At 36.7% G+C, this 22,287-nt stretch carries 24 protein-coding genes; 7 read left to right on the forward strand and 17 right to left on the reverse strand.

The window, feature by feature from the left end:
- Positions 1–34 precede the first annotated feature (34 nt).
- The 3 genes from JZO69_RS12200 to JZO69_RS12210 all read left to right on the forward strand — a co-directional run bounded on the left by JZO69_RS12200 (position 35) and on the right by JZO69_RS12210 (position 2,291).
- On the forward strand, positions 35–973 hold the full coding sequence (locus JZO69_RS12200) for a 1-phosphofructokinase family hexose kinase (protein WP_207113146.1): 939 nt from the start codon (positions 35–37) through the stop codon (positions 971–973).
- Between the two features lie 81 nt (positions 974–1,054).
- A complete protein-coding gene (locus JZO69_RS12205; RefSeq protein ID WP_242586802.1) occupies positions 1,055–1,339 on the forward strand; it encodes a hypothetical protein in 285 nt (94 codons plus the stop codon).
- 25 nt (positions 1,340–1,364) lie between these two features.
- Positions 1,365–2,291: a LacI family DNA-binding transcriptional regulator gene (locus JZO69_RS12210; protein WP_207113147.1), complete on the forward strand. Its 927-nt coding sequence runs from the start codon at positions 1,365–1,367 to the stop codon at positions 2,289–2,291.
- Between the two features lie 61 nt (positions 2,292–2,352).
- Here the strand turns inward: JZO69_RS12210 and JZO69_RS12215 are convergent, their stop codons facing one another.
- From JZO69_RS12215 to JZO69_RS12235, 5 genes are all read right to left on the reverse strand, one after another.
- Positions 2,353–2,760 carry a DUF1801 domain-containing protein gene (locus JZO69_RS12215; RefSeq protein WP_207113148.1) on the reverse strand — a complete coding sequence of 136 codons (408 nt, stop codon included), beginning with the start codon at positions 2,758–2,760 and terminating at the stop codon, positions 2,353–2,355.
- A 78-nt stretch (positions 2,761–2,838) separates the two neighbouring features.
- A complete protein-coding gene (locus JZO69_RS12220) occupies positions 2,839–3,564 on the reverse strand; it encodes a YebC/PmpR family DNA-binding transcriptional regulator (RefSeq protein WP_207113149.1) in 726 nt (241 codons plus the stop codon).
- 196 nt (positions 3,565–3,760) lie between these two features.
- Positions 3,761–3,970 carry a hypothetical protein gene (locus tag JZO69_RS12225; RefSeq protein ID WP_207113150.1) on the reverse strand — a complete coding sequence of 70 codons (210 nt, stop codon included), beginning with the start codon at positions 3,968–3,970 and terminating at the stop codon, positions 3,761–3,763.
- 79 nt (positions 3,971–4,049) lie between these two features.
- Positions 4,050–4,442, reverse strand: coding sequence for a YxeA family protein (locus tag JZO69_RS12230; protein ID WP_207113151.1), 393 nt, complete (start codon positions 4,440–4,442; stop codon positions 4,050–4,052).
- Positions 4,443–4,653: 211 nt separating this feature from the next.
- Positions 4,654–5,157, reverse strand: a complete 504-nt coding sequence (locus JZO69_RS12235) for a VanZ family protein (RefSeq protein ID WP_207113152.1) — start codon at positions 5,155–5,157, stop codon at positions 4,654–4,656.
- Between the two features lie 117 nt (positions 5,158–5,274).
- Between JZO69_RS12235 and JZO69_RS12240 the strand changes: the two genes are divergently transcribed.
- Positions 5,275–7,080 (forward strand): M3 family oligoendopeptidase, encoded by a 1,806-nt coding sequence (locus JZO69_RS12240; protein ID WP_207113153.1) that lies wholly within the window; start codon positions 5,275–5,277, stop codon positions 7,078–7,080.
- A 105-nt stretch (positions 7,081–7,185) separates the two neighbouring features.
- Here JZO69_RS12240 and JZO69_RS12245 read toward each other — a convergent pair whose 3' ends face one another.
- The 6 genes from JZO69_RS12245 to rpsO all read right to left on the reverse strand — a co-directional run bounded on the left by JZO69_RS12245 (position 7,186) and on the right by rpsO (position 14,506).
- On the reverse strand, positions 7,186–8,514 hold the full coding sequence (locus JZO69_RS12245) for a coiled-coil domain-containing protein (RefSeq protein WP_207113154.1): 1,329 nt from the start codon (positions 8,512–8,514) through the stop codon (positions 7,186–7,188).
- A 278-nt stretch (positions 8,515–8,792) separates the two neighbouring features.
- Entirely contained in the window at positions 8,793–10,127 is a 1,335-nt protein-coding gene (locus JZO69_RS12250) for a coiled-coil domain-containing protein (protein ID WP_347401593.1), read from the reverse strand.
- A 243-nt stretch (positions 10,128–10,370) separates the two neighbouring features.
- The gene (mreD, locus tag JZO69_RS12255) at positions 10,371–10,880 is read right to left on the reverse strand and encodes a rod shape-determining protein MreD (protein ID WP_207113155.1); all 510 of its coding nucleotides are present in this window, start codon (positions 10,878–10,880) and stop codon (positions 10,371–10,373) included.
- A 7-nt stretch (positions 10,881–10,887) separates the two neighbouring features.
- The gene (gene mreC / locus JZO69_RS12260; protein ID WP_207113156.1) at positions 10,888–11,748 is read right to left on the reverse strand and encodes a rod shape-determining protein MreC; all 861 of its coding nucleotides are present in this window, start codon (positions 11,746–11,748) and stop codon (positions 10,888–10,890) included.
- Between the two features lie 186 nt (positions 11,749–11,934).
- Positions 11,935–14,049: a polyribonucleotide nucleotidyltransferase gene (pnp, locus tag JZO69_RS12265; protein ID WP_207113157.1), complete on the reverse strand. Its 2,115-nt coding sequence runs from the start codon at positions 14,047–14,049 to the stop codon at positions 11,935–11,937.
- Positions 14,050–14,236: 187 nt separating this feature from the next.
- Positions 14,237–14,506: a 30S ribosomal protein S15 gene (gene rpsO, locus JZO69_RS12270; protein ID WP_010770485.1), complete on the reverse strand. Its 270-nt coding sequence runs from the start codon at positions 14,504–14,506 to the stop codon at positions 14,237–14,239.
- Positions 14,507–14,789: 283 nt separating this feature from the next.
- Here rpsO and def point away from each other — a divergent pair, with 283 nt between their 5' ends.
- Complete coding sequence (def, locus tag JZO69_RS12275) at positions 14,790–15,353, forward strand: peptide deformylase (protein ID WP_207113158.1); 564 nt, start codon at positions 14,790–14,792, stop codon at positions 15,351–15,353.
- Positions 15,354–15,479: 126 nt separating this feature from the next.
- Here def and JZO69_RS12280 read toward each other — a convergent pair whose 3' ends face one another.
- The 4 genes from JZO69_RS12280 to JZO69_RS12295 form a co-directional block, all read right to left on the reverse strand.
- The gene (locus tag JZO69_RS12280; RefSeq protein WP_207113159.1) at positions 15,480–15,728 is read right to left on the reverse strand and encodes a helix-turn-helix transcriptional regulator; all 249 of its coding nucleotides are present in this window, start codon (positions 15,726–15,728) and stop codon (positions 15,480–15,482) included.
- Between the two features lie 204 nt (positions 15,729–15,932).
- The gene (locus JZO69_RS12285; RefSeq protein WP_207113160.1) at positions 15,933–16,709 is read right to left on the reverse strand and encodes a Cof-type HAD-IIB family hydrolase; all 777 of its coding nucleotides are present in this window, start codon (positions 16,707–16,709) and stop codon (positions 15,933–15,935) included.
- Positions 16,710–16,731: 22 nt separating this feature from the next.
- Positions 16,732–17,379 carry a DNA alkylation repair protein gene (locus JZO69_RS12290; protein ID WP_207113161.1) on the reverse strand — a complete coding sequence of 216 codons (648 nt, stop codon included), beginning with the start codon at positions 17,377–17,379 and terminating at the stop codon, positions 16,732–16,734.
- A 97-nt stretch (positions 17,380–17,476) separates the two neighbouring features.
- Positions 17,477–18,274 carry a formate/nitrite transporter family protein gene (locus JZO69_RS12295; RefSeq protein WP_207113162.1) on the reverse strand — a complete coding sequence of 266 codons (798 nt, stop codon included), beginning with the start codon at positions 18,272–18,274 and terminating at the stop codon, positions 17,477–17,479.
- 384 nt (positions 18,275–18,658) lie between these two features.
- Here JZO69_RS12295 and rpsD point away from each other — a divergent pair, with 384 nt between their 5' ends.
- Positions 18,659–19,270: a 30S ribosomal protein S4 gene (rpsD, locus tag JZO69_RS12300; RefSeq protein ID WP_025870165.1), complete on the forward strand. Its 612-nt coding sequence runs from the start codon at positions 18,659–18,661 to the stop codon at positions 19,268–19,270.
- Positions 19,271–19,344: 74 nt separating this feature from the next.
- On the opposite strand, the gene JZO69_RS12305 is transcribed toward rpsD, so the two are convergent.
- Both JZO69_RS12305 and JZO69_RS12310 read right to left on the reverse strand, forming a co-directional pair.
- Positions 19,345–20,019, reverse strand: a complete 675-nt coding sequence (locus tag JZO69_RS12305) for an ABC transporter ATP-binding protein (RefSeq protein WP_207113163.1) — start codon at positions 20,017–20,019, stop codon at positions 19,345–19,347.
- 16 nt (positions 20,020–20,035) lie between these two features.
- Positions 20,036–21,121, reverse strand: a complete 1,086-nt coding sequence (locus JZO69_RS12310) for an ABC transporter permease (protein WP_207113164.1) — start codon at positions 21,119–21,121, stop codon at positions 20,036–20,038.
- Positions 21,122–21,313: 192 nt separating this feature from the next.
- Between JZO69_RS12310 and lepB the strand changes: the two genes are divergently transcribed.
- Positions 21,314–21,859 (forward strand): signal peptidase I, encoded by a 546-nt coding sequence (lepB, locus tag JZO69_RS12315; protein WP_207113165.1) that lies wholly within the window; start codon positions 21,314–21,316, stop codon positions 21,857–21,859.
- Positions 21,860–22,287: the final 428 nt, after the last annotated feature.

Below are 22,287 nucleotides of genomic sequence, written 5' to 3' on the forward strand. Positions count from 1 at the left end.
TATTTTTTCGATAAAATGTAAGGAGTTGTTCCAAATGATCCATTTAATTTGTCCAAATCCAGCAATCGACCGTACACTTTTAGTAGAAGATTTTTCTGAAGCACTACCAAACCGACCTTATGATGTTCGTGAATTCGCAGGTGGAAAAAGCTTTAACGTCGCTTATGCAATGGATTTTGAAAAGCCATCTGTTCCTTATTGCATCCACACCATTCTAGGCGGAAGAAATGGCGCATATTTGCAAGAATTGGCATTAAAAAAAGACATTCAGCTACAAACCACTACTGTGGATATCAATACACGATTCTGTAATATTATTGTTGATACGAAAAATGAAAAAATTTATCCGATTTACGAAAATAGTTTTGTACTAGATGCCGCTTTGTTAAAAACATTTACCGATCAATTGCTTCATGCGATCCAACCCAAAGATATGGTTGTATTCTCTGGCTCATTGATGAAAGGAATGCCTGATGATTATATCGCTCAAATCCAAGCACAATTAAAAGGACAAGAGATTCGCTTTTTTGTTGATACGAGCGGACCTGCTTTAGTTGAAGCTTATAAAGAAAAACCTGAAGTCATCAAAATCAATGATGAAGAATTATGCGATTTAGCTCCTGATTTCAGCTTCAACGCTCTAGCAGATTATGCCTCTTTCCTCAAATCAGAAGCGGTAGCTGCTATTCCATATTTCATCGTCACATTAGGCTCCAAAGGCGTGATTGCCAAATTAAATAAACAAATCTATCATCTTTCCGTTCCTCCTGTGCATGCCAAAAATCCAATTGCCTGCGGTGACTTCTTTTTAGGCGGTTTGGTTAAATACCTGACATTAGAACAATTAGAAGATCTTGATGTCTTAAAAAAAGCAATCAGCTATTCAACAGCTAATGTGCTTAATTGGTTTCCTGAGATGAAGCAAGCTGACATTGATCAAATCAATCAAGAAATCATCATCCAACACTTATAACAAAATAAATTGAGTTCTTCCTCTTGACCTGATACGCGTTTCATACTTTATAGTTGAACAAAAGACAGGAGGAATCGATTTATGATAAATGGAATGCTTGAATTGACCGATCATTTAGGCCTTGATTATTACTTCGTTTCTTTATCTAATGAAAAGGATGTTCTTGTTATTCGTAGCTTGAATAACTATTGCAAACCGATCGATAAAGCAGTAGAATTGGCTGAAATAGAAGGACTAACGTTTGGAGAAGAAGGTGAGATTGATTTCATTTGCTTTGACTATCAGGAAGAACATTATCATTTTATTGATTATGGCAATCATCTGATGCCTTTTTTTAAGCAGTATTTTGCGTCCTGTAAGCGTTAGTTACTAGGTTTGAAAGGAGCCACTTATGGCAAATATTCGTGATATTGCCAAGTTATCTGGTTATTCTGTCACTACCGTTTCTCGTGTGTTGAATAATCATCCGTATGTGTCAGAAGAAAAACGTCAAAAAATCCTGAAAATCATGCATGAACTTGATTATATTCCCAACGCCAAAGCGCGTGATTTAAGTAGTGGAAAATCAAAACATATTGCAGTCATGATCCCTTATGCCAACCATCCTTATTCTGATAAAATCGTCAGTGGTATCTTGAATGCCGCTTTTGAGGATGGCTATAAAGTAACCTTACTTCCAACTAATTATGATCCTAAAGTCGAAAAACACTATTTAGATGAATTAGCTGCGAAAGCTTGGGACGGTATGATCATTACTTCAAAGAAAGTTTCTTTTGAAACTATTGCACGTTATCTAAAATATGCACCAATCGTTTGTTGTGAAGATACGGGAGATTTTCCTATTTCCTGTGTTTCGATCAAACGTGAAACATCCTATGTTGATCTTTTTACTAGTTTGAAAAAACAAGGGTATCATAAAATTGGTTTAACCGTTGGCCGAACTGAAAAAGAAAGTGCTAGTACTGGATTGGTTTTGCAAGCTTATAGTGATATCATCGGCTATTCGGATGAGTCAATGATTGTTAGAAACTGCCGTACATACGAAGATGGCATCCAAGCTGGGCTTCATTTTTCAAAGGTAAAGGAACTTGAAGTGATCGTTACTAATGGAGATGATGTCGCCGCTGGTATTTTGCAGCATGTTTCTCTAGATGAGGTGACTGTGATCGGTGAGGAAAATTTACTCTCTAGCAGACTCCTCAATTTCTCTACGATCGATCATCATATCGATCAGTGTGGTGAGGCGGCTTTTCATCTTTTGTGGGAAGAAAAAAGTAGAACTGTATCAATTCCTTATACATTTATCGAACGAGGATAATATATAATAAATAAGGACTGTAAAATGCACCCATGAGCAGGTGTATTTTACAGTCCTTCATTTAACTTTTATGATAAGTCAATGCTCGTTCAATACAAAAAGTTAATTCGTTCGTTGGTAATTCTTCTTTAGGATCAAGCACGATTGCTCGATTTTTTGAAATCTCAAAAACGTCGCTAAACAATGCTCTGAATTCCTCTACTAATGTTGTTTGACAATGAAAGAAAATGGCTATTTTATCAGTACCAAAACGATCGATACGGATTGGACTACCTGATTTGCTTACTTTCGTTGCATAAGAAGGTTGATTCCATTTTAAACTTTCTTCTAACTCCCCGACAACAGTTAAATGTGATGCCGTATCAAAAATCAGTTCACGAACTGCCAATAGAGGTTTTCGATACTCTTCAGGATAATGTTCAAAGACAGTCGCTACACTTACATCTGTGATTTCTTTCGTTAGTATCATCCCCTTTTATGTGATGACTATAAATTAACATGGAAATGATGACAACTTTATGTCAGCATTTCAACTATTTCTATAGAATTACATGTCAGCTGAGGTAAAAACTTCAGATACATCATCATCTTCTTCTAGTTTATCAATCAAAATTTGTAGTTGCTCTTGTTGTTCATCTTCCAATTCTACTAAAGTTTGCGGTATCATTGTCAATTCGGCTTGTGCCAACGTATAGCCGTCTTTCTCCAAGGTATCTCTGACTGTGGTAAAATCTTCTGGCGCTGTATAAATTTCAAACACTTCTTCCGATGTTTCCAAATCCTCTGCCCCTGCTTCCAGTACATTTTCAAACATCGTATCTTCATCAACAGAAAGACCTGCACGTTCAATTGCAATATAGCCTTTACGATCGAACATATAGCTCACTGAACCTGTTTCGCCTAAAGAACCGCCATTTCTAGTAAAAGCAACTCGAACATTGGTTGCTGTGCGGTTACGGTTATCTGTTAAAGCATAGACTAAAATCGCCACACCATTGGGTCCATATCCTTCATAAGTAATCTCATCATAATGTTCATTTTCTCCTGCACTACTGGCTTTTTTGATAGCACGGTCGATATTATCATTTGGCATATTAGCAGCCTTGGCTTTATCCATGACTAGTCTTAATGCTGCATTCGTTGCAGGATCAGCACCTCCAGCTTTAGCCGCCATATAAATTTCTCTTGATAATTTTTGGAAAATCTTTCCTCGTTTTGCATCCTGCGCATTTTTTCGCCCTTGAATATTTTTCCACTTACTATGTCCCGCCATTCTTTTTTCCTCCTCATGTTTAATGCTAAACGAGCTCATTCATCCTTGAAAATTAGCTGTAAAGCTTGTTTACCTTCTATTTTACTATTGTTCTTAATAGTTGCAACTTTTACTCTTCTTCTAAATGTTGCATATAAAAACAAAAGTCAGATACAACAACGCCTTTCAGCAGTCGCCATATCTGACTTTTATTTTTTTAATTGGTAACAGACAAATAAAGATCTACATCTCGTAGCTTAAACATTTCACCGTCTTTGAGCGGAATCGTACATTCTTCTTGTTCTCCGCTCAGTAGTTGAATATTGATGCACTCAGTATCTGTAAAAATTCTATATGCAAGCATTCCTAGACTAGGGATCGTTGCAGTATCTCTTATTTTATTTTTATGAATCGTTAGCTTCTCCATTTAATCACTCCCCAAATTCTATTATAGAAGAGTTTCTTTTAAATTTGACTATCGTCTCTATAAGAGTTTTTTCATTTAACTACAATAACGAAATAACTTTATTCGGCAAATCCTGTTCATTGATTTCTTCCCAGCTAAAAACACTTTGACCTTTTGCGGTTATTTTGAGGAATTTATCAGGCGCTAATTGTTTTCCAAATGAGATATATTCGATTTTCCTTGCCTTTCCGTTTTGATTAAAACACATTTGAACGTAAGCAAAGTTTTCTATTTTAGTGATTGAATCAGGGTATTTGTATTCATAGTTCTTAGTCGTCTTAGCATATAAAACTTCAGTTTTGACAAGCGGATTCAAACGATCGATCATAGCTGCCGCAGTTGACGTGTTATTGTATGTGTATATTTTAAGCCCAATAATGCTGATTGCTAAGAGCATTATTATCGTCAATATCGTTTTACAGAACCGTTTCATCAGATATATCCTCATTTCTTTCAGCCTTTGTTACTTCGACTTACTTATCATAGAGTTTTTTCTGCCAACTTTCATCCTGCTAAAGACCGATTTTTGAATTAAATTGTGAAAAAAATAAAATAAAGAGCAACTATGTCTCGCATAATCCCTCTTTATTTTTTATAATTTTAATTTTTGTGATAAATAAAATGGAATCATTCTTTAACTATCGTTATTTTTTTCGCAATTTTTTAATGCTGGTTACAACTAAACATAGAAGAACCGCAGTCAGTGCGCCTATAGAATCCAACATTACGTCTTGAAATAGCGGTGTTCGGCCACCTGTCAGCATTTGATGATATTCATCCAATCCAGCATAGCCTGTTGCTGTAAGCCATGCAACAACGCCGACCAAAAGTGGTTGTTTGACCTTCATGTTTAGGCCTATAAACCAGCTGCCCCCTAATAAAAAGTACGTGCCAAAATGAGCACCTTTACGAATGAAAAATTCAACGAATTTTATGTAGCCTCTTGCTTGGATACTCACTTCACTCCCTGCATAGCTAAACGAAATTCCTTTCAATTGTTCTTCAAATGGATGATTACTTAATAGTTTGTCTAATAGCCCAACTTGTGATTGCTGTTCATAGGTTTGCGAAGAACTGTAAAACAGAACAGCCATGATCAAGAATGCTACAACTATGTAAAAGTTACTATTTTTTAAATATTTTTTCAATTCGTCACCTCGTTTCATTTACTATATTAGCCTTTTATTACAAAATAAACAATCACTCATTCTATTTTTCTTATGATATACTAGAAGAAAAAAGATTTAAGAAAGAAGGAATCAGATATGACTTATTCGCTTGTTTGGGATTTAGATAGCATTTTCCCTGGCGGCAGCCATTCGGTACAGCTGGAAGAACGCTTAAAAGAATTGAAAGAGCAAAGCCAAACTTATCACCAGTTGATTGAACAATGGACACCAGAAAATGATGCTGATTATCAAGAGTTACAACAAATTTTAACGTTACAAGGAAAAATTTCTGATGGTTTTTCACAATGCAGCAGCTTTATCACAGCCTTATCATCTGCTGATACAAAAGATAAAAAAGCTAAGATCTTATCTGGCGATCTCTTTTCATTATTACCTGCAATTCAGTTAGCAGAAACTATTTTCACTAAGAAATTGACAGAAATTTCTGATGAACATTGGCAAACTTTAACGGCTTTACCTGTATTCGAATCGATTGCGTTTCGTTTAAATGAAATTCGTCGTAATGGTATGCAGCTGTTATCAGAGCAGGAAGAAAACATTATCAATACATTGACTTTAGACGGACTTAACGCTTGGAGTAGCCATTACGATACAATCGTGGCAAGTATTTCGATTCCATTTACAGAAGACGGTCAGACACTATCTCTTTCAGCTGGTCAAGCCTTTAATCGAATGATGAGCGATCCCAGCTCAGAGGTTCGTGCACAACTATTCAACGAATGGGAAAAAGCTTGGAGCGAGAAAGCGCCTTTACTCGCAGATACCTTAAATCATTTGGACGGCTTCCGTTTAAGTGAATACAAACTACATGGAGTCACTGACTTCTTAGAAAAACCATTGAATTATAACCGTATGCAAAAAGAAACTCTTGATGTTATGTGGGCAACAATCCAAAAAAATAAACAACCATTTATTGACTTTTTAACACGTAAAGCACAATTATTCGGAAAAGATAAAATGGACTGGCAAGATCAAGATGCACCAATCATTTTAGGTGATTTGACAGAAAAAACTTATCCTTTTGACGAAGCAGCCGAATTTATTTTAGAGAATTTTGAAAAATTCAGTCCTAAAATGGCGACATTTGCAAAAGAAGCATTTGAAAAAAGCTGGATTGAAGCTGAAGATCGTCCTGATAAACGTCCTGGTGGATATTGTACGGAACTTCCTGAAACGCAAGAATCCAGAATTTTCATGACGTTTGGAAATTCAATCAATGAAGTCGCAACACTTGCTCATGAACTAGGCCATGCCTTCCATAGCAGCGTGATGTGGGATCTTCCAGTACTTGATCGAGAATATGCAATGAACGTTGCAGAAACTGCTAGTACGTTCGCAGAATTGATTGTTGCAGATGCTACACTGAAAAAGGCAGAGACAACAGAAGAAAAAATCAATTTGTTGGATACGAAGATGCAAAATGCTATTGCAATGTTTATGAATATTCATTCTCGTTTTATTTTTGAAAATAATTTTTACGAAGCACGTCAAAAAGGGTTATTAAGTGAAGATGAAATAACTGAACTGATGCTTGAAGCACAAAAAGAAAGCTATCAAGATAGCTTGGGTAGCTACCATCCTCATTTTTGGGCAAGTAAATTACATTTCTTCATTGATGATGTGCCGTTTTATAATTTCCCTTATACATTCGGTTATTTGTTTAGCATGGGTATTTACGCTTATGCAAATAAACAAGGTAGTGATTTCGAAGATCAATACATTGCCTTACTTCGAGATACTGCATCAATGACTTCAGAAGATTTGGCTAAAAAGCATCTTGGTGTTGATCTAACAAAACCAGATTTTTGGCAAGCTGGGATCGACCAAGTGATTAAAGATGTGAATGAGTTTATGGAATTAACAGTAGAATATATTAAATAGTATAGTGAAGTTTCAACGGATTTTTCGTTGAAGCTTCTTTTAAATTTGCATACAAAAAAAGAACCAGACAACTGTCTGATTCTTAAATTATTAAGTTAAATTTGATTACATACGTACAGCGAAACTTGGTGTAAATGAACCAACATTGCTGTATTCAACGCCTGTACTTTCGTTACCAGCGTGGATATAACCGCCGCCACCTGTAGCAATCGCTACGTGGTAAGAAGCACCTGGGCTACCCCAGAAGTATAAATCTCCAGCTTGAGCTTCACCAACAGAGATACGTGTACCAGCACTTTCTTGTGCAACTGTATAACCACCGACATTACGGCCAGTTGAGTTCATGAATGCATAGTAGACTAAACCTGAACAGTCAAAGCTTCCTGGTCCTTTAGCACCCCAAACGTATGGTTTACCAACTTGTGCTGCTGCAACAGAGATTGCAGAACCGCCAGTTGATGGTGGTAGTGTACTTCCGCCGCCACCGCCTGCAGGAGGTGTTACTTGGTTATCATTATTACCATTATTGCCAGAAGGAGGAGTTACATCTCCACTATTAGCAGGTGGTGTTACATTTCCAGTTTCAGAAGTTCCAGTACCTTCTGTTGAACTGTTTGTAGTTGATGATGCTTCAGTAGAAGAAGCAGTTGTAGTGCTTGTACTTGGTGTTGTTGCTTTAGCAACGGCTGCTTCTTCAGCCGCTTTTTTAGCATTTGCTGCAATTGCTTTTTCTTGTTCAGCAATACGTGCTTGTTCTGCGATTGCTGCTTCTTTTTCTTTCACTAAACCAGCTTTTTGATCTTCAGCAGTTGCTCTTTCAGCAGCTAAAGTTGTTTGTAATACATTCAAATCAGCTTCTGCTTTAACAAGATCGCCTTTTTGAGCTTCAAGTTCTACTTGATTCTCTTGAAGTTCTTGAAGTTTTTCTTCGTTTTCAGCTTTTTTAGATTCTACTGATTTTTTATCTTGTTGTTGTTGTTTCACTAAGTCATTATTTGCATTAACAATCGTAGACATTGCTGTTACACGAGTAATAGCATCAGAAACTGATTTTGCATTTAATAATGCATCCATATAGCTTGTGCTGTTACCGTTAACTTGTACGTCACGTGCTTGGTTTTGGATAGCAACTTCACGTTTTTCGATACGTTTTGTTAATTGAGTGATTTCTTTTTCTAGGTTAGTAGATGTTGTTCTTAATTTGCTTTGTTCAGCTAACAAAGTTTCTGCTTTTTCGTTAATAGTAGCTACTTGGCTTTGTACTGCAGCTACTTGGCTTTGAGCATCCGCTTCTTTTGATTTCAATCCAGAAATTGCTTGATCTTTTTGTTGAATTTTTGAATCCACTTCATCTGCTGATGCAACTCCAGGTAATCCTAAAGATGTAAGGGTTAATGTGCAAATCATTAGTAATGGTAAGATACTTTTTTTCAAAATTCATTCCTCCGACTTTTTTACTTATCATATAATGGTTCATCTTTTGAGTAATTTTCATTCTTTTATTAACAACGAAGTCATTGTATCATAATCACATGTCATACATATAAAGATAATGTTACAGGAGTATTTCATTTTTGAAAGTTGATTGTAACCCGCTCAGGCATACGCTTTCTTGCATATGAATCAAATCCCTATGTTTTCCGTCTTCGCGACAAAAACCAGCAGCGAAACTCGATGAAGTTTGCTGCTGGTCATTTAATTTTTTGTTTTAATTATCCTGGAAAACGCCATACAACTGCTCTAAAGTTTGCTGCATATGGGCTTGGTGTCCAACCTGTAGTTGTTGATACATAGCCGGAACCTGCTGGATTATTAGATTCTACGATCTGAACTGAACTGCCGTTAACACCAACGACTAATACTGTATGAACGCCGTCTAACCAAGCATCAGGGCTAAGCGCGTTTTCATATTGAACAACATCGCCGACTTGAACATCAGACCAAGATACTTGAACCGCTCCTGATTGAGTATAGCCACTGTGTGGACCACCTGGTAAGAATCGAATGCCAGCTGCATTCAGCCAGTTCTGTACCGCTACGATACACTCGCCACTTTGACCCCATCCTGTCGGATTCGTCTGTCCAACCGCATTTAAAGCGATTTGAGCTGCTCTTTTCTTCGCTTCTGATACTCCGCCAGTACCGATACTGCTACCGCCACCAGTGTTACCACTAGGTTTTTCTACTGTTTTTTCAGGAACTGGTGCAGCTGGCGTTGTATTTGTCGTTCCATTTTCTTCTACAACGTTTGTTTTGGCCAGACCTGGATTAGCCGCTTGTGCTTCTGCTAATTTCATTGCAGCCTCAGCCTCAGCTTTTCTTTGAGCTTCTGCCTGTTTGGCTTGTTTAGCTTGTTCTTCTTCTAATTTCTTTTGAGCTGCAGCCTTTTGTTCAACATATTCAGATTTTTTATTTTCTTCTGTTGAGCGTTGTGCTTCTAAATCATTTTTAGCAATCTCTTGTTGAAGTTTCAACGTATCTAAAGAAGCTTGTTTTTCATTTAATTCTTTTGAAGAGGTTTCTAAAACAGAAATTTGTGTTTCTACTGTTTTGGTCTTTTTCTCTACCTCTTTTTTATCAGAAGTTTGTTGTTCTAATAAATCATTATTCGCCTTAACAAGCGTTGTAATTCCTTGCACTCTGTTGATTGCGTCTGAGATTGATTCTGAGTTAAGGACAACATCTAAATAACTAGAGCTTGATCCGCTAACCTGAACATCGCGGGCTTGGTTACGCATTTGAACTTCTCGTTTTTGAATACGAACATTCAAATCAGAAATCTCACCGTATAATGTTGTGATTTCATCTTTAAGAGTCTTTTTTTGCTCAGTCAATTCATCGATTTTTGTTGCCGTAGTCAACATATCTGATTCAATCGCTGCTAGCTTAGTTGCCGCTTCTGTCTCTTTTGTTTTCAGTCCATTAATGATTTCGTTTTGCTGCTCGATCTTTGTATCATAGTCATCTGCAATTGCAGCACTAGGTAACGCAACTGATGTGAGGGTAACTGAACAAACCATCAATGCTGATAATATACTTTTTTTCACGCTTTTTTCCTCCGGCATTTACTTTATGTATTTTATAATTTCTGAGTATTTTTAGTCTTAGTTTAATTTGACAACGAGGTAATTGTAACATAGCAGTATGACATACAGATAAACAGGACATTACAAAAATGTTTCATACAGCATAATTAAATAACAAGAATAATTATTCAAAGCTCAATAAAACATCCTTTTAAATAATACTAATTGTACCATCTCATATCTTGTTATTCATGTAAAAAGAGACTATTCGTTAGCGAATAATCTCTTCAATGGATAAGCAAAAATAACAAATATTAGCATGTTAAAAAGTAATGTTGGACCTAAAACTTTCGTGATAAATAATAATGGCGCCACATTTGATAGGTGGAATATAATTTGCAAGCCAACGGCAATCAGTTCATAAGTAGTCACAAAAATAATCATTCCAAAAAATGCAGTCAATAGGTTCGTGTGGACCACTCGCTGAAATCGATACATCATCATGACTGTCGCCGCTAATGCAACGGTATATATTCCGATAATTCCTATATAGTAACTATCAGCAATCAGACCCAAAACTAAAGCTGTGATCAATAAATAGCGTTTAGATAGATTAGGCACTGCCATTAAAAAGGCCAGCAATAAAAAGTGAGCATTCGCAAAATAGACATTATCTGTTAAATTACCTGCAGCTTGGGTCAGTTGACCATCAATCAACATCAATAAAAAGAAGATTACCGGCGCATAATATTTAACATTTTCTTTCCGCATCATTTGCATCTTACTCCCCCGCTCCAGCTAGTCTCTTGATAATAGTCACGACGGGTATATTATACATTTCAGCATACGGCTTAACATACACTTCTCGGTCTAATCCGTAACTGTCTGGTTTCACTTTTTGAACAACTCCAACCGGCAGATTCGCTGGTGAATTTTGCCCTAATCCAGATGTTTGAACAACATCGCCTTCTTTGATATCCATATCTCCTACTAATTGGCTGACAATCAACGTATTTTCTTTGTCATCGTAATTTTTTAATAGTCCATAGGAATCTCCTTTTTCAGAATTGATCTGAACTGGAAAATGATTAGAATTTTGATTTTTAGAGGTTAATAGTTCTACTTTTGATGTAGTTGCATTCACTTCGATCACTCGACCAATCAAACCCTTTTGAGCCAAAACTGCCATATTAGGTTCGATACCGTCATTTGAGCCTCGATCGACGATCAATAAATCTTGCCACATATCAGGAGAACGAGTAACAACAGTTGCTGTCACCTTTTCGTAATTTCCTAAAGTTTCGTTCAATGATAATTCTTTTTTTAGTGCTTCATTTTCTTTCTTTAAGTTGTTATTTTGGATAGATAGTTCACCGTATCCGTCGATTCTTTCTTTTAAGCGGACATTTTCATCGTAGGTGTTAAAAAGTGTGCTGATTGACGATACTCCATTGCTGATGGCTTTACCTGGAAACGCAATAATTTTGTCGACAAACCCTACGCTGTCGTTGACTGCTGATTGACCAAGATTGGTTTTTCCGTCATTTGCTCTATGAGCGGCGGTCAAACTAATGATCGTAACCACTATGATCACTAAGATCAGCGTGATAATTATATTTTTATTTGGATTAAATTTTTTCACATCGACACCCCGAATAATCTTTAGACTGATAGCAATAATTTTACCACTAATTCAAGGCAAACAAAAGAGCTGTGGTACGTCTTTACCTATTTTTATTAAATAAAGTCATTTTCACAAAAAAACAGAGTAGGCTCAATGCCTTACTCTGCTTTAAAAAAATGACTATTAAAAGCAAAATCTGATTGCTTATTTTTCTTTATTTTCTTCAGTTAGTAGCGCTTTGCGTGAAACATTGACACGACCTTGTTTGTCGATTTCAGTAACTTTTACAAGGACTTCATCGCCAAGTTTTACAACATCTTCAACGTTATTTACACGTTCATTCGCTAATTGAGAAATATGAACTAGTCCGTCTTTTCCTTTGATCAAGTTAACGAATGCACCGAATTTTTCGATACGAACGACTTTACCAAGGTAAACTTGTCCAACTTCCACTTCTTTTGTCAACTCTTCAATAATCTTGATAGCTTTTTTGATCATATCTGCATCAGCAGAGGCAATACTTACATTACCTTCTTGATCGATATCGATCTTCACGCCAGTTTCATCAATGATTCCGTTAATTGTTTCTCCACCTTTACCAATAACATCTTTGATTTTAGCTGGAGCTATTTGGATCATTTCGATTTTCGGTGCGTATTTGCTTAACTCTGGGCGAGGTTCAGCTAATGTTGATGTTAATTCAGCAAGAATTTCCATACGCGCTTTTTTCGCTTGAGTTAGTGCTTCTGTCAAGATTTGTTCAGTGATTCCTTGGATTTTGATATCCATTTGTAAAGCTGTGATCCCATCTTTTGTACCTGCAACTTTAAAGTCCATGTCGCCTAAATGATCTTCTAAACCTTGGATATCTGTTAAAATTGTATAGTTTTCACCATCGCTAACAAGTCCCATAGCGATTCCGGCAACTGGTGCTTTGATTGGCACACCAGCATCCATCAAGGCTAAGATTCCAGCACAGATACTTGCTTGAGAAGAAGAACCATTTGATTCTAACACTTCTGATACGACACGGATCATGTATGGGAAATCTGCTTCATCAGGAATAATTTGCGCCATTGCACGTTCACCTAAAGCACCATGACCGATTTCACGACGACCAGGTGATCCTGCACGACCTGTTGAACCAACAGAGAATTGCGGGAAGTTATAATGGTGGATAAAACGTTTGCTGTCTTCTACACCTAGACCATCAATGATTTGGTGTTCGCCAAGCGGTGCTAATGTCACAACAGACAACGCTTGTGTTTGTCCACGAGTGAATAATCCTGAACCATGAACACGCGGTAAAATACCAACTTCTGATGCCAATGGACGGATTTCGTCTAATTTACGACCGTCAGGACGGATTTTATCGATCGTGATCAATTCACGAACCACGTCTTTTTCTAGATCTTCTGCGATTTGTTTAACTTCTTTTGCTACTTGGTCTGCATCTTCATGACCAGCAAATTTTTCAGCATACGCTTCTTTTAGTTGGTCTTTAATAGCTTCGATATTCACTTCACGCGCTAATTTTTCTTCTGTCATAACAGCTTCTTTCATTGAAGCATAGTATGCATCGAAGATTTCTTTTTTCAAATCAGCATCCACTTGTAATAATTTGATTTCCATTTTTTCTTTACCGACAGCGGCAACGATTTCTTCTTGGAAAGCCACTAATTCTTTGATTGCATCAAAACCGAATAGCAATGCACCAAGCATGTCTTCTTCTGATACTTCTTTAGCACCACTTTCAACCATGTTGATCGCTTTTTTCGTTCCAGCAACCGTTAATTCGATATCTGTCTTTTCAGATTGTTCAACGGTTGGGTTCAATACATATTCACCATCTACACGACCAACATCAACACCTGCGATTGGACCGTCGAATGGAATATCTGAAATTGCTAGAGCTAAAGATGAACCAAACATTGCAGCCATTTCTGGTGTACAATCTTGTTCAACACTCATAACTGTATTCGTAATTTGAACTTCATTACGGAAGCCTTCAGCAAACATCGGACGAATTGGACGGTCAATTAGACGAGCAGTTAATGTTGCACGTTCACTTGGACGACCTTCACGTTTGATAAATCCGCCTGGAATTTTACCTACAGCGTACATTTTTTCTTCGTAGTTAACTGTTAATGGAAAGAAATCAAAATCTCTCGCATCTTTTGAAGCAACAGCCGCACTTAATACGACAGTCTCTCCATAACGAACTAAGACTGCACCATTTGCTTGTTTGGCTAATTGGCCAACTTCAACTTGTAAAGGACGTCCGCCCCAAGTTGTTTTAAACACTTGTTTTTCTGACATATATCTGTTCTCCTTTGCGCTTTGGAAAAGGGAATCGACTACTAAACAAATGAAAAGATTTAATGTTTTAAATCCTTTCATTTGGTTAGTAGAGTGAAAAGACCCTTCCAAAGACTTCTAAAATTTGGTATTTCTTTACATTACTAAAAAGTGAGATTCACTGGGAACCTCACTTTTCTTTCTTTGATTAACGACGTAATCCTAAGCGTTCGATCAATACGCGGTAACGTTGGATGTCAGTCTTACGTAGGTAAGCTAACAAGTTACGACGGTGACCAATTTTTTTCATTAGTCCACGGTAAGAATGGTGATCTTTTTTGTGAACGCGAGCGTGTTCATTCAAGTGATTGATATCAGCAGTTAATACAGCAATCTGTACTTCTGGTGAACCAGTATCTCCTTCATGACGAGCGTATTCGCTAATGATTTCGTTTTTCTTTTCTTTTGACATTGCCATGTTTTTCACCTCTTCTTTAATAGTCATCTTTCTACTGAGTAATGCGTTGGTGATTCGCACAACCAAGTAAAAGACGGTATGATTTCATACAGGTACACTTTACAGGAAAATTGTAAAAAATGCAAGACTAAGCTGGCTCTCGTCGGTGTTTTTTGAACAATTTATCCCCATTATTAATGGTTTTATGATAAACTATATAGGCGAATACATACATTAATGAAAAGATCTAGCGGCTAACTAAGACAAGTCTAGACTTTTGAATAATTAAAGGAGGAATTATCCCATGATTACCATGGAGGATATTATCCGTGAAGGAAACCCAACACTTAGAGAAGTGGCAAAAGAAGTCCCTGTGCCTCTTTCTGATAAAGATATTAAATTAGGCGAAGACATGATGGAATTCTTGAAAAATAGTCAAGATCCTGTCAAAGCAGAGGAATTGGCTTTGCGTGGAGGCGTTGGTTTAGCCGCTCCACAATTAGATATTTCTAAACGAATCATTGCAGTTCATGTACCAAGCGGTGATTTGGAAAATCCAGAACCGACCTTAAGCGCAGTCATGTATAATCCTAAAATCTTGAGCCATTCTGTTCAAGATGCTTGTCTTGGCGAAGGGGAAGGTTGTTTATCTGTTGACCGTGAAGTGCCTGGATATGTAGTGCGCCATAACAAAATCACACTTTCTTATGTGGATATTGCGGGTAACAAACAAAAAATCCGCTTGAAGAACTATGAAGCGATCGTTGTTCAACATGAAATCGATCATTTAAATGGTGTTATGTTTTACGATCATATCAACCAAGGAAATCCATTTGCTTTGAAGGATGGCGTTTTAGTAATCGAATAACTGCTTGACTATAAGAAAATGTTACCTCCTATTAGAAAGAGCATTGCAGGCTAGAATATTTCTATGCCTGCAATGCTCTTTTTTGAAAATAACGTAATAAGAACTATTTTTTTCTCTCTTTATTCCTTATTCCAGTTCAACCGTTTTTTCAGTTTCGTTTTCTTCTTCCCCGAAAGTATATAATTGTTCTATGGTAACACCCAGCACTTCAGCAATATCGTGAATCAACAATAAAGAAGGATTTTGCTTATTTCTTTCAATTTTAATAATCGTTTGTCTAGCAACTCCTACTTTTTCAGCTAATTCTCTTTGAGACATTCTCAAAACCGCTCGATAAACATGTATATGTACATCAACAACTTTACTTTTTCCCATTCTTTCTCTCCTTTCCTGATTAGAATAATGAAAACTTACTTATTATGCGATTCATAACCAAGTTCCACCTCTAACAAAATAACATCATATTCGCCATAATGTCTTATTTATTTTATCAGAATGAGTACGAAATATATAGCAATTTTTGTTTGCGAAACAAAAAAAACTGCGGATATACTCCGCAGTCATAAACCTTACTTATCCTTAAATAGCCTTTAGTTCCTTCAATGCTTTCCAAATACCATCATTATCATTCGTGTCTGTCACTAGCTTTGCTTCTTGTTGAATGTGCGGTAGTGCATTGCCCATCGCTACACCAATGCCAGCTTCTCTCAGCATTTCACGATCATTTTCACCATCACCAAATGTGATAATATTTTTGCGAGAAATTCCAACACGGTCTGCTAAATTAAGCAAAGTAGCCGCTTTAGACCCGTTTTTAGGCACTATATCTACACTTTCAGAATGCCAACGAATGAAACGAAATTTAGAGAATTCACTTTCAAATAAACCTTCTGAGGATTCATCATAAAAAGCCAATGCTTGATAGACATCATTTTCTTTTTGAAAATTCAAATCATATTCTGGTGCTTCAAAATCAATAGAACCCATTGCTTCAATCATTTGATCTTGGCGGTGATGGTTATTTTTCTTCACATCATCTAGCCCTACATAAGCTAAACCAATCTCTCTTTTCTCTACTTCAGAAGCAAAACGATGCAATTCGTCCTGATCCAATAGATTTTGGTAATATTGTTCATGATCCAAAAATGCTGCCGCACCATTACAAAGTACATAATTTGAAAAATCTAAGTCTAAAATAATATCTTGCGCCATAAAACGGCTGCGCCCTGTTGCAATCGTTACTAGATGTCCTTGTTTTCTCAACATCTTCAATGCTTCTCGTGTACTTTCTAACGGTTGTCGATCCGTTCCCAACAATGTTCCATCAATATCAAATGCAAAAAGTTTTCTTTCCATGGCGTAATAACTCGCTCACTTTCTATGGTTTTGGCAAATACTTACTGCCTTCTCTAACTGCTAATGGGCTTAATTCGGTCGTCTTGATCAAGGTTTGAACCCAATCTGGATCTGTTTTACTATATTGACGCAAGGACCAGCCAATCGCTTTTTGAATAAAGAACTCATCTGTAGTTTTATCATAAATAATGGCTTTTTTCAATAACACAAGGTTTGTTTTTTCTTTATATAACAGTTGCAGATTGATTGCAATCCGTCTATGCCAGAAGTCTTCTTCTCCAAAAAACGCTTCAAATAACTGAGGCATTTGTTCTAGATGATCGTAGCCCCAAAGACCAAAAAACTTACGCCAAGCATCTACGCTATCCCACCAAGCTTTTTCGATCACAAAAGGTTTAAAGCGTAACATTTCTTCAAAAGAGAAGCGTTTGACATTGACTGTTGCTAAATCAATTGCCAAATACTGGTATTCACGCTCAGGTTTAGCGTAGTAGAGATGTATTAAATCAAACAGCTCTATAAATGATAGTTTTTTACTTACTTTTAAAAGTTCTTTTTCTAGCACAGCACGTTCTGGTGCCGTAACACCTGCAAACGGAAACAAATTTTTCATGTAAGCTGCCATTTGTTCAGCTTTTTCTTCATTTTTAGGAAAAATTACTTTATCCATTTTATTACTCCTTTTTCTTCTTTCCTATATCTTACTTCAATCAGCTGCAGACAGCAAAAAAGCTGAAACGGGAAACCCGCCTCAGCCTCTAAATTGTTTAATCTAAATAACTTGTATCTGCATTATTCAACCACGCATAGCCCAAGCCCATCACTAAGCCACCACCGATAAAGTTACCGATCAGTGCAAAGAATAAATTGTGTGCCACGCTGCCGACTGTCATTGCCGCCATTGTTCCATGAGAAGCGAAATACGCTAAACTAAATGCAGGGAAATTTGCGATAACGTGTTCGTAACCTAAGAAAGCGAAGATAAAGATAATGAAAATGATTGCCGCAACTTTACCAGCATCATCCTTCATACGCATACTTACTAACACAGCTGTATTTACTACAATATTAGCAAACATTCCTTCAACTAAAATTTGTGTCGTTGTTTTATCTAATTTACCAGCAATCGATGTAAAGAAAAAGCTATCAGCAGGTAAATCCTGAAAAGGAACTGTCAACGAAATCAAGTAACCAAAAAGAACACCACCGACTAAATTAAAGAAAATACATGCAAATAAAATTTTTGCTGCAAAAGAGAAGTTGATCTTTTTACGGTAAACCCCAACTGTCATATAAAGCATATTCGATGTTCCAAGTTCCGCATTCATATAAAGAATCATAACAAGTGACCAGCTGAACATAAAGGCATATAGAATTTTGCCTAAGCCATGTACCATTCCTTCACCTTTGATTGCAATTGCAAAGGCAACTGCCGTTCCTAGTGTTAAAAACATACAAGCAAGCATTGCACGAAAAGCGTAACGCATAAAACTACTTTGGAATAAGTTCATTTTCTTACTAATTGATTTGTCGATCTGCTCAAATAATGGCGATACAGGTTTCATTGTGTTTCTCCTTTTCAATTTGTTTTCATATTTGTATTTTCAAAAACATCCTTTATCATTTTAAAGACCAATGTGTCTTTTGTCTAGTTCTTTTTCAGACAAAGTATCACTTTTTTTCATTTAGTAAAAGAAATAACCTGCTTATTTGCTTAAAAACACTTGAGTTATCCCCCATTCTGCGGTATACTGAACCTCGTGTAAAATAATGCAGCAGAAAAATAATAGGCTCGTCAACATTTCATTGCCTTGATTGCTTCGGCTTTCAGGTTCAACTGCGTAACCCACGGCTGCAAAGGGCGAAGGTTGAAGAATGAACTGAACGAATATGAATTTTTCAGAAGATTATTTTACTCCAAAAAACTTATTTTATTGGAGGAATTTTTAATGTCACGTTATACAGGACCATCATGGAAAATCTCTCGTCGTCTAGGTATCTCTCTATCAGGAACTGGTAAAGAACTAGCACGTCGCCCATACAAACCAGGACAACACGGACCAAACAGCCGTGGTAAAGTTTCTGAATACGGTATGCAATTAACTGAAAAACAAAAATTACGTCATATGTACGGTATGAACGAACGTCAATTCGTTAACTTGTTTATTAAAGCAAGCAAGATCAAAGAAGGTAAACACGGTGTTAACTTCATGATCTTACTAGAACAACGTTTAGATAACGTCGTTTACCGTTTAGGTCTTGCAACTACTCGTCGTCAAGCACGTCAATTAGTTAACCACGGTCACGTGACTGTAGATGGCAAACGCGTAGATATCCCTTCATACCACGTTGAAGTTGGTCAAGTGATTTCTGTTCGTGAAAAATCTCAAAACGTAGTAACAATCAAAGAAGCTGTTGAAGCAACTGTTGGACGTCCAGCATTCGTAAGCTTTGACACTGAAAAATTAGAAGGTAGCTTCACTCGTTTACCAGAACGTGATGAGTTATATCCTGATATCGACGAAGCTCTTGTCGTTGAATACTACAACCAAAAACTTTAAGATTCTCTTGCTTTTACTGCATTATGGATCTTTTGGAAAAGACCTTGTACAGCTACGCTGTACAAGGTCTCTTTTTATGTTCTTTGTTTTTCCAACACTCCATCTCTCATCACAAATACTTCATCGCAATGTTCAATCAAGCGTTGATCATGAGTCACCATAATCGTCGCTTTGTTTTTTTCTTTCGTTTCTCTCGCTAATATCTTTACAACTTCAAACGCTCGATCCGAATCTAAACTTGCCGTCGGTTCATCGGCTAAGATGATTGAAGGATCGTTATACAACGCTCGAGCAATCGCAACTCGTTGGCGTTCTCCACCAGAAATTTCGTCCGGATATTTCTTCTTTAGTTTCTCAATTCCTAGCTCTGTTAATAGCTTCTCGATTTTCTTCATATCGGTCTTTTCTTTTTTTACTTTATCCACCAACCGTAATTGATTTTCCACCGTTAGAAATGGCACTAGATTTGATGCTTGTAAAATAAAACCAATTTCGGAGAAACGAATCTTAGAACGCTTTTTTTCATTTTCTTTGCTAAATGCTTCATTATTTATTTTAACTTCTCCATTGGTTGGGGTTTGCAAGCCTCCAGCAAGTGTTAGAAATGTACTTTTTCCCGAGCCACTTGGGCCGATCACTGCAACAAACTGCCCCTTTTCCACAGAAAAGTCCGTGGATTTCAATGCTTCAATCGTCGTATCTCCATCTAAAAACTGTTTATCCACAGCTAAAAATTCAATTGCTTTCATTGTAAATAGCTCCTTTCTAGCCAATTGCTTTCAACGGATCGATTTTAATAATTGTTCGAACTGAGAATAATGCGCCCAACACTGCAATAACTAACATGATTCCGCCAATCCCTATGAAAAACAACCAATTTGTTTGAAACGGAACGGCCGTCGGCAATACCAATGACGTACCTACTGTGCCAAGCAAACCTAAAGCTATGCCAAAAATCGCTAAAACAAAGGTTTGAATAATCACAGAGATAGCGATATAAAAACCAGAGATTCCTTGTGCTTTCATAATGCCGAAAATAGTTGCCTTTTGCATAGTCAAAACATAGATAAAAATACCGATAACGATTGCCGCAATCACAATCAAAAATCCAATCATAAAACCGAATGTCAGTACTTGAGCATTGTATCCCGGCAATTCGTTAATGAATTTTTTGATACTGTAACTAGTCAAATCATCCTCTTTTAAGTGAACATTTTTTAATGATCCCTCTTTTGCCCGGAAGACAATAGCATTTACTCGAGCATTTTCTGAGGTGTCTGATTTTTCAAAGCGAATTTCTTGAAATGCCGCTGTCGATACATATAAAACAGGCGCAACATTAAATTTAGCATCATCTGTAAAGCCTACGACTTTAAGCTTTTTATCACTACCCGCTAATTTTATTGTATCTCCAATTTTGAGATCATTTTCTTTTTTTAAACTGTTATCTACAACTGTCTCATTTTCATTTGTAAATGATTTTCCTTCAATAATATTCGGCATTAAGAACTCATCTTTGTTAATACCAAAAAAACTCGCATTGATTTTTTCTGCATTCTTTTTATCTAATTGAATCACTGCTGCAGTCTGTCCTAACGAAGCTTTTTCTTTTGCCTCGACTTCGTCCATTGATTTGATTGGGATCATCGACATATTGATATTCGTGTTCGATTCATCCGACAATACAATACCGTCTGCTTGCCATTTATCCACAGCTGTTCGATTATCTTCCGCCAAACCATACGCCAATCCTGTTAAAAAAAAGACCAAATATGAAATTAAAAACATCACACTTATGATTAACGCATAACGTAATTTTGAACGGGTGATTTCATTCCAAGCTAAAAACATCGTTTCCCCTCCTCCTTATCGATCGATAAGTTCTGTAAAAAGTATAGCAAAATTTAGAATTGGCAACAAAATATCTGCTTTAGAAATTCTCTTAAATGTTAAATGATCCACAAAATTGTCTAATTTTCTTCTTATTTGCTCGATTTATTCTGGTATACTAGTAAGAAATAATAAGTAAGAAGGAGTTTATTTATGAAAAAGAAACATGGTACGCTTTATACGGTAATACAGTTTGCAATGATTTTGCTATTTGTAGTTTTCTTGAGGAAGTTTGTTTTGACACCCATAGAAGTTGTTGGCAGTTCGATGGAGCCAACTTATCATGAATCGGATCGTTTGTGGCAAACTTCTTTAGTCAGTCCAAAACGCTTTGACATAGCGACTTTTCCTAGCCCACGAAATGGAAAAAGAATCGTAAAGCGTGTTGTTGGATTGCCTGGGGATACGATTAGGATGGAAAATGATCAATTGTATATCAATGACAAAAAATATGACGAACCTTATCTAGATGAATTTAAAACGGCTTTGACAGATGGAATGCCTTTGACTTCTGATTTTACTTTAGAAAATAGTGCGGCAGGTCCTGCCACTGTTGTGCCTGAGGGGAAATATTTTGTGTTAGGGGACAATCGTCGAAAAGCAGATGACAGCCGTTATTTTGGTTTTGTAGATGAAGAGGATATTGTGGGAGTGGTTTATTTTCGATATTATCCACTGAATAAGATCGGTGTACAATAGTTTATTTTTAGTCTATAAAAATTGACTATTGTACTAAAAATACCTTCAAGCTTAAATGATTAAATCCAGAACGAAGCCGGGACAGAAGTGTATACCTCTGATAAATAAGATCATGGTACTACTTCTGCTTATTCGTATTTAGAGCATGAGGCAAAAAGTAGATTTTACTTTTTGCCTCATGCTCGTTTTTCGCCCGGAAATAAAGCGTTTTATCCCCGTTTGATTATAACCATATTAAAAAATGCAATATTTTCTCATACATGTATTCCACAAATAGTATAGCAGCCACTATCAAACCAGTGTAAAATGACTTGGAAATAGCGCTAACAATTTCTACTTTCATACTTCGATAATACTTTACCTGACATAAATATAACGACTGTGAGTGGACAGAGCCATATTGAACTCACATGGAATCTGGATAAACG

Origin of the sequence: Candidatus Enterococcus ikei, from assembly GCF_017316105.1 — a bacterium.
Classification (GTDB): domain Bacteria; phylum Bacillota; class Bacilli; order Lactobacillales; family Enterococcaceae; genus Enterococcus_L; species Enterococcus_L ikei.

Bases quoted from the DNA above. Each gene is read 5' to 3' on its own strand.
- JZO69_RS12200 (WP_207113146.1), top strand. From the start codon at position 35: ATGATCCATTTAATTTGTCCAAATCCAGCAATCGACCGTACACTTTTA.
- JZO69_RS12205 (WP_242586802.1), top strand. From the start codon at position 1,055: ATGATAAATGGAATGCTTGAATTGACCGATCATTTAGGCCTTGATTAT.
- JZO69_RS12210 (WP_207113147.1), top strand. From the start codon at position 1,365: ATGGCAAATATTCGTGATATTGCCAAGTTATCTGGTTATTCTGTCACT.
- JZO69_RS12215 (WP_207113148.1), bottom strand. From the start codon at position 2,760: ATGATACTAACGAAAGAAATCACAGATGTAAGTGTAGCGACTGTCTTT.
- JZO69_RS12220 (WP_207113149.1), bottom strand. From the start codon at position 3,564: ATGGCGGGACATAGTAAGTGGAAAAATATTCAAGGGCGAAAAAATGCG.
- JZO69_RS12225 (WP_207113150.1), bottom strand. From the start codon at position 3,970: ATGGAGAAGCTAACGATTCATAAAAATAAAATAAGAGATACTGCAACG.
- JZO69_RS12230 (WP_207113151.1), bottom strand. From the start codon at position 4,442: ATGAAACGGTTCTGTAAAACGATATTGACGATAATAATGCTCTTAGCA.
- JZO69_RS12240 (WP_207113153.1), top strand. From the start codon at position 5,275: ATGACTTATTCGCTTGTTTGGGATTTAGATAGCATTTTCCCTGGCGGC.
- mreD (WP_207113155.1), bottom strand. From the start codon at position 10,880: ATGATGCGGAAAGAAAATGTTAAATATTATGCGCCGGTAATCTTCTTT.
- pnp (WP_207113157.1), bottom strand. From the start codon at position 14,049: ATGTCAGAAAAACAAGTGTTTAAAACAACTTGGGGCGGACGTCCTTTA.
- rpsO (WP_010770485.1), bottom strand. From the start codon at position 14,506: ATGGCAATGTCAAAAGAAAAGAAAAACGAAATCATTAGCGAATACGCT.
- def (WP_207113158.1), top strand. From the start codon at position 14,790: ATGATTACCATGGAGGATATTATCCGTGAAGGAAACCCAACACTTAGA.
- JZO69_RS12280 (WP_207113159.1), bottom strand. From the start codon at position 15,728: ATGGGAAAAAGTAAAGTTGTTGATGTACATATACATGTTTATCGAGCG.
- JZO69_RS12285 (WP_207113160.1), bottom strand. From the start codon at position 16,709: ATGGAAAGAAAACTTTTTGCATTTGATATTGATGGAACATTGTTGGGA.
- JZO69_RS12290 (WP_207113161.1), bottom strand. From the start codon at position 17,379: ATGGATAAAGTAATTTTTCCTAAAAATGAAGAAAAAGCTGAACAAATG.
- JZO69_RS12295 (WP_207113162.1), bottom strand. From the start codon at position 18,274: ATGAAACCTGTATCGCCATTATTTGAGCAGATCGACAAATCAATTAGT.
- rpsD (WP_025870165.1), top strand. From the start codon at position 18,659: ATGTCACGTTATACAGGACCATCATGGAAAATCTCTCGTCGTCTAGGT.
- JZO69_RS12305 (WP_207113163.1), bottom strand. From the start codon at position 20,019: ATGAAAGCAATTGAATTTTTAGCTGTGGATAAACAGTTTTTAGATGGA.
- JZO69_RS12310 (WP_207113164.1), bottom strand. From the start codon at position 21,121: ATGTTTTTAGCTTGGAATGAAATCACCCGTTCAAAATTACGTTATGCG.
- lepB (WP_207113165.1), top strand. From the start codon at position 21,314: ATGAAAAAGAAACATGGTACGCTTTATACGGTAATACAGTTTGCAATG.